This window comes from Rhodococcus sp. USK10 (assembly GCF_019378875.1).
GTDB classification, from domain to species: domain Bacteria; phylum Actinomycetota; class Actinomycetes; order Mycobacteriales; family Mycobacteriaceae; genus Rhodococcus_F; species Rhodococcus_F pseudokoreensis.
Genome location: NZ_CP076048.1, coordinates 53,717 through 66,082, shown reverse-complemented (window position 1 = coordinate 66,082; position 12,366 = coordinate 53,717). Strand labels below are relative to the sequence as shown.

Here is a 12,366-nt window from a genome sequence, read left to right as displayed (position 1 = left end):
CCGAGAATGGCCGAGACTGCGGGTGAGCGCCCTGAGTCGATGTTCCCCGATCTGGACGGGGCAACGATCGCTGCCCAATTGGGCTCCTTGGCAACCGCGTTGGACGAGTTCAATAGGAAATCCGGTTCACAGGTGGAGATGGGTCTGCTGCTGCAACGGGTCTGCGAGCAGGTGGTGGAGGCCATCGCCGGCGCCGACATGGCCGGAATTTCCTTGCTGCGCGATGGACGCGTCGAAACCGTCGCCTTCACGGACGAGGCGGTCCGGCAGATCGACATCGAGAACTTCCAGGCCATAGACGGCGACTACTTCGGTGTCGCGGGCACACGGAAGGTCGTCAAGGCAAGACTCGGGGAGGCCGCGACGCGGTGGCCGTCCCTCGCCGACAACCTGGACCAGGCGGGCATGCGCAGTTTCCTGTCTGCGCCGCTGGCCGTCGACGAGGCCCTCGCCGGGACCCTCAATATCTACGGGCAGGGTGATCACGGTTTCAGTGAACTCGACGCCGTGGTGCTCCTCGTCTACACCACAGCGATCGAGGGGTTGCTCAGGAGCGCGCGCAATGTGGAGTTGGCCAGGAACGAGGTGACGGGCCTCACGCGGGCCATGAAGAGCCGCGCGGTCATCGAGCAGGCCAAGGGGATCGTGATGGCACTGCGGGGTGTGTCCGCGGATCGGGCGTTCGAGATACTCGTCGCGCAGTCGCAGCAGGAGCACGTCAAGTTGGCGGAGGTGGCGCGCCGCATCGTCGAATCGGTGACGACGAATCAGGAGTGAGGCCCGTCCGGGGCGGTGATCAGTCGGTGGTGACCGGGGCCAGTGCGCCGAGGAAGGACCGCGCCCACCGGTGCACGTCGTGGTCGAGCACCTGCCGGTGCAGCCGCGACATGCGGCGCCGTCCCTGTTCCCGCTCCTGGTCGAGTGCGGCGATGATCGTGTTCTTCACGCCGTCGAGGTCGTGCGGGTTCACCAGGTAGGCGCCCCGGAGCTCGGCGGCGGCCCCCGCGAATTCGCTGAGGACCAGCGCACCGCCCAGGTCGGCCCGGCAGGCGACGTATTCCTTCGCCACGAGATTCATTCCGTCGCGCATCGGTGTGACGAGCATGACGTCGGCGGCGAGGAACAGTGCGATCAGCTCGCTGCGATCGACCGGCTGGTAGAGGTAGTGCACCACCGGACGGCCGATCTGCCCGTGATCGCCGTTGATGCGGCTGACCTGCTCCTCGATGGAACTGCGCATCTTCATGTAGTGCTCGACGCGTTCACGGCTCGGGGTGGCGAGTTGCACCATCACTGTGTCGGACGGGTCGAGACGCCCCTCGTCGAGCAGTTCGCCGAGCGCCGACAGCCGCAGGTCGATGCCCTTCGTGTAGTCGAGCCGGTCGACGCCGAGGAGGATCTTCCGGGGGTTCCCGAGCTCCCGGCGGATCTCCGCGGCCCGTTCGACGACGGCGGGGCCGGTGGCCTGGTCGACGAGTTGCCGGGAGTCGACGGAGATGGGGAACGCACCGACCTGGACGACACGGTCGTCGAGCGTCACCCGGCCGAGCGCACCGCGCACCCCGACGCCTGCCGAGGTGGCGTCGAGTCCCAGCAGCCTGCGGGCCAGGAACAGGAAGTTGTGGGCGCCCCCGGGCAGATGGAAGCCGATGAGGTCGGCCCCGAGAAGCCCCTCCACGACCTCCTTCCGCCACGGCAGCTGCATGAACAGCTCGACCGGCGGGAACGGGATGTGCAGAAAGAATCCGATGGTCAGATCGGGGCGCATCTCCCGGAGCAGGCGCGGCGCCAGCTGGAGTTGATAGTCCTGCACCCACACGGTGGCGCCCTCGGCCGCGGTGCGCGCGGTCTCCTCGGCGAAGTGGCGATTCACCTCCAGGTAGGTGTGCCACCAATCCCGGTCGAAGACCGGGGCCACCAGCACGTCGTGGTACAGCGGCCACAGTGTCGCGTTCGAGAAGCCCTCGTAGTACCGCGACACCTCGTCCGAACTCAACTCCACCGGGTACAGATCGATCCCACCGGAGACGATCGGTTCGACCTTCGTGTCGGGCACCCCCGGCCAGCCCACCCAGGAACCGCGCTCCCGGTCGAGCAGGATCGGCTCCAGGGCGGTGACGAGACCTCCGGGGCTGCGCTTCCAGCGTGTCGTTCCGTCGTCGAGCGTCTCCATGTCCACCGGCAGCCGGTTGGCGACCACCACGAAGTCGGACGTGCCGTGCGGAGCGGAATCGGTCACGCCGAGCGCCCACCCCGCTCCATTCCACCGGCGACCAGCCGGAACGCGTCCTCGAGCTCGGCGCAGAACGGGATGACCGCCGCCATGTTCATCGCCGTCAACGGCCTGCGGAGAGCGTTGTTCCCGGTGACCGCCCACGGCACGGTGAGCCGGTGCGCGCGGGCGGACATGATCTCCAGAATCGGCAGCGCCGACGCACACAGAAACTGGACATCGGAGAGATCGAGCACGAACGGCAGCCGCTCGTCGATCGCTTCCTCGAGATGAGTCCCGAACGACGGGAGAGTGGTGACGTCGATGTCGCCGGAGATCCGGACGACCAGGATCCCGCCGGCGCCCGGCGTGCTGTCGACGGCGAGCCGCCCGTGTTCCGGCTCGGCCGCCCAGCTGAACAGCGGCGTATTCGCGGCGGGGTCGTGGGGCGTCGGAGGCGCACTGAGAACGGATTTCATGTCGTTTCCTCACGGTCGAGCGACGAAGGAGACAGGCACGACAAGAGGCGCGGGAACCGTGCCCGTCCATTGCGGCTGGGGGCTCAACCGTGCAGGTCTCCGACGTTACCTCATTCTGCCGACGGCGGCAGGACGCTTTTCGGCATCAGATCGCCGCCGCACTCCGCCGTTTCTGTTTTCGACTGCACCACAGCATTTCTCGTCAGACAGCGGCGGCTCTATGGGCGGTGCCGACGCTTCTTGTGCGAACTGTCGCAGAACGGAGCAATGCTCGTCCGCCCGCACCGGCACAGCGCCACGGTGGCCCGATCGCCGCCGATCTGGTTACCTTCGGTGTCGAGGATCCGCGCCGCACCACGCACCAGGAGCGGGCCGTCAGGGCAGACAGTGATGGTCACGTCGGATTCGCCGGCCCCGGATGTGAGAATGGAGTTCATATGACCACCTTGCACTCTCGGACGGCGTCGGGCACAGTGCCGCAACTGGGAACGTCCATGCCCTGTCCGCAGCCGCGCGGTCCCGTCAGCGGCCTCCTGTTCCCCATTCTGCGTGGAGACGCCGCCGATACCGAACCGTTCGTGGTGGCGGCGCGCGCTCTCGCCGCGACGGAACGGAGCGACCCGCGTGCGTTCCTGTTCGACGAGGACGCGCAGATCTGCCTGACCGCCCTGTACGAACTGCACCTGCAGGGGATCGCCGGGGTCGACGACCGGTGGGAGTGGGACAGCGACCTGATCGCCGCCCGGTCGGCGCTGGAGGTGCCGTTCGACGCCGCGATCGGCGCGCTCGCGGATCCGCCGACGGGCGTCGACGACGTGGTGGCGGCGCTGTGGGAGATGACCGCCCCCAGCACGGCGCCCGGACTGTCCGGGCACATGGCCCACGACGCGGATCTCACCCAGTTCCGGGAACTGCTGATCCACCGCTCCCTCAACCAGTTGCGCGAGGCGGACGTGCACACACTCGGCATTCCGCGGCTCGCGGGCGCACCGAAGGCGGCGCTGGTGGAGGTGCAGTCCGACGAATACGGTGGCGGGCGACCCGAGCGCATGCACTCGGCCTTGTTCGCGACGACGATGCGTGAACTCGGACTCTCCGACGCGTACGCGTACTACGTCGATGCGGTGCCCGCCGTGACGCTGGCATCCCTGAACGCGCTGTCCCTGTTCGGCCTCCATCGCAGTCGTGTCGGCGCTCTGGTGGGGCACCTGTGCGCGGTGGAGACCACGTCTGCGTTGCCGAGTAAGAAGTACGCCGCCGGTCTACGTCGGCTCGGGTTCGGGAAGGCGGCCACTCTGTTCTTCGACGAGCACGTGGAGGCCGATTCCGTGCACGAGCAGATCGTGTGCCGGGACCTCGCCGGCGGACTGGTCGCCGCACGGCCCGCGGTCGGCGACGACGTGCTGCTGGGCGCTGCGGCATGTCTGGCGTTCGACGACCTGGTCGGCGACCACGTCACCCGGTGCTGGGACCTCGATCGCACGTCCCTGCGGCAACCGGCCGGGTAGCGGTCAGGTACCGGACGCGGCGACCGCGTTCTCGAGTTCGGTCAGCGACGTCTCCAGATGCGTGATGATCCGCTGGAGGTGCGGAACGGCGTTCCGATCGCCGACGACCCCGACGTCGAGCTGACCGGACCGGCTGGTGAGGGTGATGCTCAGCGCCTGACCGCCGAGGACCGTCGGCGCCGGGTACACCGCGTCCAGGCGGGCGCCGTTCCAGTACCGGGGCCGCGACGGGCCCGGCATGTACGAGATCATGACGTTGAACGGCGGGGGAGTGTCGTCGACGAACCGGCGGACCGGTTCGAGCAGGATCGGGCTGATCGCCAGTGCGCTCATCACCTGGAACTGGGTGTGGCTCAGCGCCCCGAACACACGATTGGTGTGCTCGACCGATTCGCTGATGCGGGCGAGGCGGGCGGCCGGGTCCGCTTCGTCGGTGGCCAGCCCGACGACCATCGCGCCGACCCCGTGGTCGCGGCCGCGCGGTCCGATCATGGTGCCGCCGAGGTCGAGCGGGACCGGCAGCATCGCCGTCAACGGCGCTTCGGGCAGTGCGTACTGCTCGACGAGATAGTGACGCAGTGCCCCCGAGCACATCGCGAGCACCACCGCGTTGATCGTGGTGCGGGCGGCGGCGGCCACCGACACCAGACGCCGGATCGGCCACGACCGCGCCGCGAGTTTCCGGGCCCGGCCGACGGGGACGTTGAGCATCGTGGGCGGTGACTGCAGGGGAAGCGTCAGATGCTGGTCGCGGACACCGTCGTACGCGACTTTCGCGAGCGCGGGCAGCACCCCGACGATGCTGGTGGCGGCCCGCACCCCGGCCCGGACCGCGGCGACGGGCAGCGCGGATTCGCGCCGCGACGTGCCGGACACCCCGGGCGTCCACGGTGCGGGGCAGTCGCGGGCGTCGGGGTCGGTCGACAGGGCGTGGTGGAGGAGCCGCAGCCCCGCCGGTCCGTCCATCAGCGACAGGTGGATCTTCGAGAACACGGCTGTCCGTCCGTCCGCGAGCCCCTCGATGACGTGGATCTCCCACATCGGGTGTTGCGGATCGAGCGGCATGCCGTGCATCTGGGACACCAGCGACAGCAGGTCCTCCATGCGGCCCCGCCCCGGCACTGCTGTGTGCCGCACGTGGTAGCCGAGGTCGATGCGATCGTCGAACGACCACCACGGGTAACTGGCGCCGCGCAGCGGGCGGACAGCGCGCCGGCGGAACGTGTCGGACGCACCTTCCTGCGAGATCAGCGCCTCATACATGACCCGGGCGTGATCGGGGCCCGAGTCGCGCGGCGGTTCGAACAGTTCGAGCGCACCCATGTGCATGGGATGCGAGGGTGTTTCGAACAGCACGAACATCGCCTCGGTGGGACTCATCACCGACATGCAGCGCCTCTTTCTCATGCTCGGGACACGACCCCGAGCATGCCCCGGCGCATCCCACGTCTCCAGGGTAAGCAGAACATGGAAACTTCTTCCACAGGGCCGTTTTCGCGGCTCGCCTGCTCAGCGCCGGTCGAGCTGCGGAAACACCGTCTCGCGGGCGAGGAGCAGGACGGCGGCGGCGACCGGAATCGCGAGCAGCGCCCCGACGATCCCCAGCAGGGCTCCGCCGATGAGGACGGCGACGACGGTGACCATCGGGGGCACCTTGACGGTTCTGCCGATGATGCGGGGAACGAGGAGATAGTCCTCGAACAGGCGGAGGGCGATGAAGAAGACGATGGTCGCCAGGGACACCGGCAGCGACACGGTCAGGGCTACGAGGGCCACCACGACACCGGCGAGGGTGGAACCGACCACCGGAATCAGATCCAGGACGGCGACGAGGACGGCCAGCAGCAGCGGGTAGGGGACGTCGAAGGCGACCAGCCACACGAACGTGAGGACGGCGGTGATCAGCGAGATCAGGAGATTCCCGAGCACGTAGCCGCCGACCTTCGCGAAGATCTCGTCACCGATCAGAATGGTTCGCGGTCGACGCGAGTTCGGGGCCAGGCGGTACAGGGAGGATCGGATGTGCCCGAAATCGGCCAGGAAGTACGCGGTGAGCACGACCACGATCACCGTGCCGCTGATGGCGCTGAACACGAACTTGCCCGCGCCGACGATCCCGCCGAGCACCACCGGCACATTGCCCGCATCGAGCGCCCGGCGCAGTTCGTCCTGCAGATGGAAGCGGGTGCTCAGTTCCTGCAGCACGGGGTAGCGCTGCTCGAGGTGGCCCAGGTAATCGGGGGCGTTGTGGACGAGAGCGCTGCCCTGCGTCACCATCGGCGGGATCGCCGCGGCGAGGAATCCGGCCAGTATCGCGAACGCGATGACGAAAACCGTTGTGACGGCCGCCCATCGGGGAAACCCGTGCCGCACCAGCCAGGACACGGCCGGTTCGAGACCGATCGCGAGGAAGGCGGCGACGGCGATGAGGACCAGCACCCCGCGGGCGGCGAGAACGACCTCGATCAGCGCGTACGTGACGGCGACGCCGGCGGCCCCGGCCATGCCGATGAAGAACGGGGACCGGCGGTCGAACCGCGGACCCGGCTTGCCGAGCGGATGCGCCGCCGTGCTGATGCGCGCCGCGCCCTGCTCCGCGGCGAGGATCGGCTGCTCCTGCGCGGAGGAATGCGGTTGGGCCACATTGTCGTCGTGGCCTCCGGCGCCACCGGTCACGGTCGTTTGACGACTCTGTCCCGCCGGCCCCCACCCGCGGCGGCGTTGCCGATGCGGGGACAGCGATCCGCGGCGGCCGGCGCGGCGGGGCCGGGACCGTGCGCGGCAGGCATTGCCGGTGTGGACCGGCAGTAGTCGTCGATCAACTCCACCGCACGTTCCGCGCACACGGCGGGCGACGGCGTCCGGCCGAGGCCGAGGCCGTCGATCACGACGACGCTGCGGCGGCCCAGTCCTTCGACGCCGAGCGACCAGCCGAAGGTCCGGTTCCAGGCCAGCACCGCGTTGCGACCGGGCAGGTAGTGCAACCGGAACGGCAGCACGAGGACGGCGTCGAATCCGTCGCAGTCCCACCAGTCGATGGAATCGGCGTGAACGCTCCTGGCCACCGTGTGGATGTAGTCCCGAACGGTGCGGGTGTCGGCAATGCCTGTTCCGCTCTTCATGGTCCACCCCTCAGCTGTTTGACGATCGACATACCCGGCCCCGCGACAGTTGAAACTTCACCCACCGGGAGTGCTCGAGGGGCGCAGCCCGCCGGTCTGCGGGTAGCCTCGCCGCATGCCGTACTTGGAACGCTCGGGTGATGTGTTCGTCCTGTATTTCGGTGAGGAGGGGGAACGGGACAGCGAGAACGCCTTCCACCCGGATTGGATCGCGAGTGTCGACGATCTCCTCGATCGTGTCGAGCAGCACAACGGCCCCGCCGCGCTGGTGACCACCGCGGTCGGTAAGTTCTACTCCACCGGTCTCGACACCGCCTGGGTCCTCGCCAACACCGACAAGCTGAACTCCTACATCGACCGTGTGCAGGCCCTGTTCGCGCGTATTCTCACCTTCCCGCTGCCCACCGTGGCCGCGCTGACCGGGCACACGTTCGGCGGCGGCGCCATCCTCGCGGCCGCCCACGACCACCGGGTGATGCGGGAGGACCGCGGCTACTTCTGCCTGCCGGGCATCACCATCGGGGCGAGTTACGCGCCCGGCAGCATCGCGCTGCTCGCGGCCCGCCTGCCCGCGAGGGCGGTGCACACCGCTCTGGTGACCGGCCGGCGGTACGGCGGCACCGCGGCGAAGGAACTCGGATTCGTCGACGAGGTCGCTCCCGAGCAGCAGGTGCTCGCCGACGCCGTCGCACACGCGCAGGGACTCGTCGCGACGCGTGGCCGCACGCTCGGCGAGATCAAGTCCTCCCTCTACGCCGACGCCGTCGCCTCGCTCCGCACCCCGGTCGCGAACCTCGAAACGCAGGAGGCGTTGAACGGCGGCTGACGCGTCGCCACGCACACCGAGGGGTGTCTTCCGGGAAAACGGGTACTACTCCCGCGAGGAGCGGGGCGTCGGGCATCCGCTCCCACCGGCACCCCGGAGGCGACCATCATGAAACGCGTACTGACACTTGTCCTGCCGATCCTGCTGGCCGCCTTCGCGCTGGTTGCGTGCGGTAACGGCAGCGACGACTCGTCCGCTTCCTCCGAATCGGAGCACGGCGGGGACCATATGATGACCGACATGCCGTCGATGTCGATGCCGATGTCCATGCCTGCAGGTGCACGGGAGATCGTGATCAGCGACTTCAAGTACACGCTGCCCGGCACATTTGCGCCGGGTGAGCAGGTCACCGTCCGCAACGACGACACCGCCGAGCACACCGTGACCGCAGACACCGGCGACCTGTTCGACGTGGAGGTCGAACCGGGCGCGACCGCGACGTTCACGGTGCCCGGCCAGCCGGGCACGTTCGCCTTCCACTGCACCTACCACCCGAACATGGTGGGCACGCTCGAAGTTCGGTGACCCCCGTCAGTCCAGCGGCTCGATGCGGAACACCTCGCACCGGTCGGCCGCGGCCGCGAACGCCTCGGGAGAGGAGTTCGCGACCGTCCCAGCCTTCAGGAACATGGTGACCCCGTGCGGCACCCGGATCGGGAACTCGCGGAGGATCCGGGCTCGCTCCGGCACCGGCAGCGGGACCAGCCGTACCCGCTCGCGGTGGCGCCCGCGGGTCAGTTCCCCGCGCCCGGCCGCGCGGGCGTTCTTCGCCCAATCCGATTCGGCGTACCCGGCGACGACATAGGTGTGGCCGTCCACCTCGTACGGCGAGACCGGCGTCGACCGCGGCACCCCCGTCTTCCGGCCCGGGACGGTGAGCGCCGGCATCGGCATCGGCACCCCCAGCCGGTGCAGGCCGACGATCACCCTGTTGACGTGGGCGAGTTACCACGGCGGCAGCACTCTCCCCGTTCGGCGCACCATGGCATCGACTATTCCGAATCCGTCGCGCTCGTGGCAACCGCCTCGGGCCGAGCGGGCTGATCGCTGTCGCGCCACCAGCAGAAGACGAACAACGCCAGTGACGCGACGAGGGTGGACACCACCCACACCGTGAGGGCGATGTCGACCCACGACCCGATCGGCGGGCTTCCCGGCAGGATTCCGCGCAACGGCACGACCGCGAACAGCATCGCCGCCATCCAGCCGAGCATGTCCGTGTTGACGGCGCGTTTGCGCCGGAACGTCTGCAGCGCGACGAACGCGGCGAGCCCCGCGAGGATTGTCATCATCAGCAGGAGGATGCCGGCGTAGATAAGGTTCCCGCCCGTGCGTGCGAACAACAGCGCGGCGCCGGTGCCGTTCCGCGAGAGGTCCGTGTCGACGGCCACCGCTTCGGCCCTCGCCTTCCACCCGTCGACTCGGCCGTCCACGAGGAGACCCGTCGGCAGCAGTTCACGGTCGGCGCCGGCGCCCTCGTACGCCTCCACGACCATCGGGTTCACCTCGAACCGGTCGAACGGCCAGTACGCCGCGTTGCCGGTGGCGATGAACTCGGTGTCGAACGTCGTCGGTGCGGCGCCCGCCCGGAACACGATCTCTTCGTGACTGGTGCTCGGGAAGAGCAACAGGGTGATGTCCCGATTCAGCGTGTCGCCGTTGGCGTGCAGGTACTCCTCGCCGACGGCGATCGTCACCTCGGCCTGCACCCGGTCGGTCGTCGGCTGCAACGACTTCGCCGTCACGAGGACCACGACCTCGTCGGTGCTGCCCTCGAACGGTCCTTCCTCCTCGCCGGTGCGGCTGCTCAATCCGTACACGGTGAGCGACGCCGCGTAGATCAACGCGAGGAGCAGCGCCGGGGCGACCCATCGGAGGCGGGGATGGTTTGAGTTCATGATCGGCGGCGGATCACAGGGATGCGGTGCTGATCTCGGGGTCGATCAGGATCTTCGCGTGCACCTCGGGGTCACCCAGCGCGGCGAACGCGGATTCGACCCCGGGCAGGCCGACCGTGCCGGTGATCAGAGGTGTCGGATCGACCTTTCCGTCGGCGAGCATGTGGAGGGTGTCGCGGAATTCGCGGGGGTCGTAGGCGACGGCGAAGCGGAGTTCGATCTCCTTGTTGACCGCGAGCGCTGGCCGGAACGTGTCGGTCTCCATGCACACCCCGACCACGACGACGCGGGACCGCAGCGGGGCCCCGGCCAGGATGCCGTCGATGACGCCGGGCATGCCGACGCACTCGAAGACGACCGGCCCGGACGGTGTCGCGCCCACCGTGTCGGCGAGGGCGAACGCATGCCACCACGGCAGCCTCGGGATTCGGCGCAGTTTCTCCATGGTGTCCAGCCCGAGACCGAGCACGTCCGTGATCGAGGTCGTTTCCCGACGTCGCGGATACGACGTCCAGGGCGACGCCGCGGCAGGGTCGACGACGACGTCGGCACCGCACTGCCGGGCGAGTTCGCGGCGGCGGGTGGAGAAGTCGGCGGCCACCACGGTACGGACACCGGTCGCCTTCAGCATGGTGATCACCGCGAGACCGATCGGGCCGCACCCGATGACGACCGCGTTCCGGCGCTTGCCGACGTCGCCCTTGCGCACCGCGTGCCACGCCACCGCCATCGGCTCGGTCAGGGCCGCCTTCTCCGCCGTCAGACCGTTCGGGACCGGCAGTGTCATCGACTCCTGCACCACCACCTGTTCGGCGTAGCCACCGGGCGCCGAGGCAGACAGGCCGGTCAGGTGAATCCCGGTGCCGGTGCGCACGATCGGCAACGCCACCACCGTGCTTCCCACCGGCCACCGTTTCCGGCAGCCGGGCCCGTAACCGGCAACGGTGCCGCTGAACTCGTGACCCAGCACGACCCGCTGGTGTGAACGCATGAAGTCGCGGTAGCCGGTCTCGGCGGCCAGTTCCGCCATCTCGTCGGCGTGCACGCGGGCGTGCAGGTCCGAGCCGCAGATCCCGCATCGGGACACGTCGATCAGCACCTGACCCCTGGCCGGGACCGGAGCCGGGACGTCACCGAACTCCAGGCGAGTCTCGGTGCAGACGACTGCCTTCATGGTGACTCCTCGGGGTGCGGCGGGGTCGGCCTCAGCTCCGAACGTAGAACACTCCCGCCGCCGGGACACGGCGATTGCCGAATGGCCCAGGGGTTGTCTCGGTCCGGCGGCGGGTGTAAACCGACAGCATGAGCGTCCTCGGTCAGATGGACTCGTTTCGCCGCGTCTTTCCCACCGCCCGCCGCAACCGGGCAGACCTGTTCCGCTGGTTGCGACGCCGGCCGCAGCTGCTCGCGGCCGTCGGATTCCACGAGGTCGCGCTGGCGGCGAGCGCCCGGGTCGACCCCCGGTTGAAGGCGCTCGCCGAGATCAAGGCGGCCGCGCTGACCAACTGCGAGTACTGCCTCGACATCGGCTCGGCGTTCAGCCGTGCGCTCGGGGTCAGCGACGCCCAGTTGCGCGCCCTGCCGGCGTTCCGCGAGAGCTCCGCGTTCGACGACACCGAGAAGCTGGTCCTGGAGTTCGCCGACGCGATGACACGCACCCCCGCCCACATCGGCGACGAACTGCGGCGATCGCTGCTCGCCGCCTTCTCCGAGTCCCAGGTGACCGAACTCGCCGCGGCCATCGCCTGGGAGAACCACCGTGGACGCCTCAACCAGGCGCTCGGCGTGCGGCCGTCGGGCTTCTCCGACAGCGACTTCTGCGCCGTCCCCGAACAGTGACGCGAGCGTCGACGTCACCGCCGGACGGTCAGCGGTTGCGGAGCCGCGACCACCCGGTGAGCACGTAACCGAGCCCCATCCCGAGCATCCACGTGTCCTTTGCGATGGCGGTGCCGTTCTCGTTCGGCCAGATGCTGCCGGGGTTCCGCAAAGCGGGGGTCCTCGCGTACATGGCCACGAGACCGCCGGAGAACCCGGTGAGCGCGGCCCCCGCCACAACGGTGGGCACGAACGGTGCGAGTAACGCTGCGCCCGTGCCTATCTCGGCGATCGACAGCAACTTGATGAATCGTTCCGGCGGAATCGCGTTCAGGAATGGGAACGCGCCCGCCGCCATACCGTGAACGCCCTGGGCGGTCTGCTCGTCCGCCGACCATTTCTGCAATCCCGTATGGAGGATGAAGCCCCCGGTCGCGATGCGTCCGGGAAGGTCGCCGAGTGTGGTCAGTCGCATGGTGGTCTCCTGTCGTCCGAGTCGAACC

Annotated in this window: 15 protein-coding genes; 5 read left to right on the top strand and 10 right to left on the bottom strand. The window is 68.9% G+C overall.

Going from position 1 to position 12,366, the window contains the following annotated elements; all coding sequences use genetic code 11:
* Nucleotides 1-6 precede the first annotated feature (6 nt).
* A complete protein-coding gene (locus I1A62_RS07275) occupies nt 7-777 on the top strand; it encodes a GAF and ANTAR domain-containing protein (protein ID WP_219458363.1) in 771 nt (256 codons plus the stop codon).
* 19 nt (nt 778-796) lie between these two features.
* Here the strand turns inward: I1A62_RS07275 and I1A62_RS07270 are convergent, their stop codons facing one another.
* The 3 genes from I1A62_RS07270 to I1A62_RS07260 form a co-directional block, all read right to left on the bottom strand.
* A complete protein-coding gene (locus I1A62_RS07270; protein ID WP_219458362.1) occupies nt 797-2,239 on the bottom strand; it encodes a trehalose-6-phosphate synthase in 1,443 nt (480 codons plus the stop codon).
* Complete coding sequence (locus I1A62_RS07265; RefSeq protein WP_219458361.1) at nt 2,236-2,691, bottom strand: STAS domain-containing protein; 456 nt, start codon at nt 2,689-2,691, stop codon at nt 2,236-2,238. Before I1A62_RS07265 ends, I1A62_RS07270 begins: the two co-directional genes overlap by 4 nt.
* 218 nt (nt 2,692-2,909) lie before the next feature.
* Complete coding sequence (locus tag I1A62_RS07260) at nt 2,910-3,128, bottom strand: CDGSH iron-sulfur domain-containing protein (RefSeq protein WP_124393429.1); 219 nt, start codon at nt 3,126-3,128, stop codon at nt 2,910-2,912.
* Between I1A62_RS07260 and I1A62_RS07255 the strand changes: the two genes are divergently transcribed.
* On the top strand, nt 3,129-4,199 hold the full coding sequence (locus I1A62_RS07255) for an iron-containing redox enzyme family protein (RefSeq protein ID WP_219458360.1): 1,071 nt from the start codon (nt 3,129-3,131) through the stop codon (nt 4,197-4,199).
* A 3-nt stretch (nt 4,200-4,202) separates the two neighbouring features.
* Here I1A62_RS07255 and I1A62_RS07250 read toward each other — a convergent pair whose 3' ends face one another.
* The 3 genes from I1A62_RS07250 to I1A62_RS07240 form a co-directional block, all read right to left on the bottom strand.
* Entirely contained in the window at nt 4,203-5,588 is a 1,386-nt protein-coding gene (locus tag I1A62_RS07250; protein ID WP_124393427.1) for a wax ester/triacylglycerol synthase family O-acyltransferase, read from the bottom strand.
* A 120-nt stretch (nt 5,589-5,708) separates the two neighbouring features.
* Nucleotides 5,709-6,875, bottom strand: coding sequence for an AI-2E family transporter (locus I1A62_RS07245; RefSeq protein WP_124393426.1), 1,167 nt, complete (start codon nt 6,873-6,875; stop codon nt 5,709-5,711).
* Nucleotides 6,872-7,321: a DUF6292 family protein gene (locus I1A62_RS07240; RefSeq protein ID WP_206011479.1), complete on the bottom strand. Its 450-nt coding sequence runs from the start codon at nt 7,319-7,321 to the stop codon at nt 6,872-6,874. Before I1A62_RS07240 ends, I1A62_RS07245 begins: the two co-directional genes overlap by 4 nt.
* Nucleotides 7,322-7,436: 115 nt before the next feature.
* Between I1A62_RS07240 and I1A62_RS07235 the strand changes: the two genes are divergently transcribed.
* Complete coding sequence (locus tag I1A62_RS07235) at nt 7,437-8,147, top strand: enoyl-CoA hydratase/isomerase family protein (protein ID WP_219458359.1); 711 nt, start codon at nt 7,437-7,439, stop codon at nt 8,145-8,147.
* Between the two features lie 108 nt (nt 8,148-8,255).
* Complete coding sequence (locus I1A62_RS07230) at nt 8,256-8,672, top strand: cupredoxin domain-containing protein (protein ID WP_219458358.1); 417 nt, start codon at nt 8,256-8,258, stop codon at nt 8,670-8,672.
* A gap of 6 nt (nt 8,673-8,678) precedes the next feature.
* Here the strand turns inward: I1A62_RS07230 and I1A62_RS07225 are convergent, their stop codons facing one another.
* The 3 genes from I1A62_RS07225 to I1A62_RS07215 all read right to left on the bottom strand — a co-directional run bounded on the left by I1A62_RS07225 (nt 8,679) and on the right by I1A62_RS07215 (nt 11,219).
* Nucleotides 8,679-9,074, bottom strand: coding sequence for a nitroreductase family deazaflavin-dependent oxidoreductase (locus I1A62_RS07225; RefSeq protein WP_257890711.1), 396 nt, complete (start codon nt 9,072-9,074; stop codon nt 8,679-8,681).
* A 65-nt stretch (nt 9,075-9,139) separates the two neighbouring features.
* Complete coding sequence (locus tag I1A62_RS07220) at nt 9,140-10,045, bottom strand: DUF4436 family protein (RefSeq protein ID WP_219458357.1); 906 nt, start codon at nt 10,043-10,045, stop codon at nt 9,140-9,142.
* 13 nt (nt 10,046-10,058) lie between these two features.
* Nucleotides 10,059-11,219 carry a zinc-binding dehydrogenase gene (locus tag I1A62_RS07215; RefSeq protein WP_219458356.1) on the bottom strand — a complete coding sequence of 387 codons (1,161 nt, stop codon included), beginning with the start codon at nt 11,217-11,219 and terminating at the stop codon, nt 10,059-10,061.
* Between the two features lie 128 nt (nt 11,220-11,347).
* Here I1A62_RS07215 and I1A62_RS07210 point away from each other — a divergent pair, with 128 nt between their 5' ends.
* Nucleotides 11,348-11,884, top strand: coding sequence for a carboxymuconolactone decarboxylase family protein (locus I1A62_RS07210; RefSeq protein WP_219458355.1), 537 nt, complete (start codon nt 11,348-11,350; stop codon nt 11,882-11,884).
* Between the two features lie 28 nt (nt 11,885-11,912).
* Here the strand turns inward: I1A62_RS07210 and I1A62_RS07205 are convergent, their stop codons facing one another.
* On the bottom strand, nt 11,913-12,338 hold the full coding sequence (locus I1A62_RS07205; protein WP_219458354.1) for a hypothetical protein: 426 nt from the start codon (nt 12,336-12,338) through the stop codon (nt 11,913-11,915).
* Between the last annotated feature and the right edge of the window lie 28 nt (nt 12,339-12,366).

Excerpts from the sequence above, each read along its gene's own strand:
- I1A62_RS07275 (WP_219458363.1), top strand. The coding sequence starts at position 7 with ATGGCCGAGACTGCGGGTGAGCGCCCTGAGTCGATGTTCCCCGATCTG.
- I1A62_RS07265 (WP_219458361.1), bottom strand. The coding sequence starts at position 2,691 with ATGAAATCCGTTCTCAGTGCGCCTCCGACGCCCCACGACCCCGCCGCG.
- I1A62_RS07260 (WP_124393429.1), bottom strand. The coding sequence starts at position 3,128 with ATGAACTCCATTCTCACATCCGGGGCCGGCGAATCCGACGTGACCATC.
- I1A62_RS07255 (WP_219458360.1), top strand. The coding sequence starts at position 3,129 with ATGACCACCTTGCACTCTCGGACGGCGTCGGGCACAGTGCCGCAACTG.
- I1A62_RS07250 (WP_124393427.1), bottom strand. The coding sequence starts at position 5,588 with ATGTCGGTGATGAGTCCCACCGAGGCGATGTTCGTGCTGTTCGAAACA.
- I1A62_RS07240 (WP_206011479.1), bottom strand. The coding sequence starts at position 7,321 with ATGAAGAGCGGAACAGGCATTGCCGACACCCGCACCGTTCGGGACTAC.
- I1A62_RS07235 (WP_219458359.1), top strand. The coding sequence starts at position 7,437 with ATGCCGTACTTGGAACGCTCGGGTGATGTGTTCGTCCTGTATTTCGGT.
- I1A62_RS07230 (WP_219458358.1), top strand. The coding sequence starts at position 8,256 with ATGAAACGCGTACTGACACTTGTCCTGCCGATCCTGCTGGCCGCCTTC.
- I1A62_RS07220 (WP_219458357.1), bottom strand. The coding sequence starts at position 10,045 with ATGAACTCAAACCATCCCCGCCTCCGATGGGTCGCCCCGGCGCTGCTC.
- I1A62_RS07215 (WP_219458356.1), bottom strand. The coding sequence starts at position 11,219 with ATGAAGGCAGTCGTCTGCACCGAGACTCGCCTGGAGTTCGGTGACGTC.
- I1A62_RS07210 (WP_219458355.1), top strand. The coding sequence starts at position 11,348 with ATGAGCGTCCTCGGTCAGATGGACTCGTTTCGCCGCGTCTTTCCCACC.
- I1A62_RS07205 (WP_219458354.1), bottom strand. The coding sequence starts at position 12,338 with ATGCGACTGACCACACTCGGCGACCTTCCCGGACGCATCGCGACCGGG.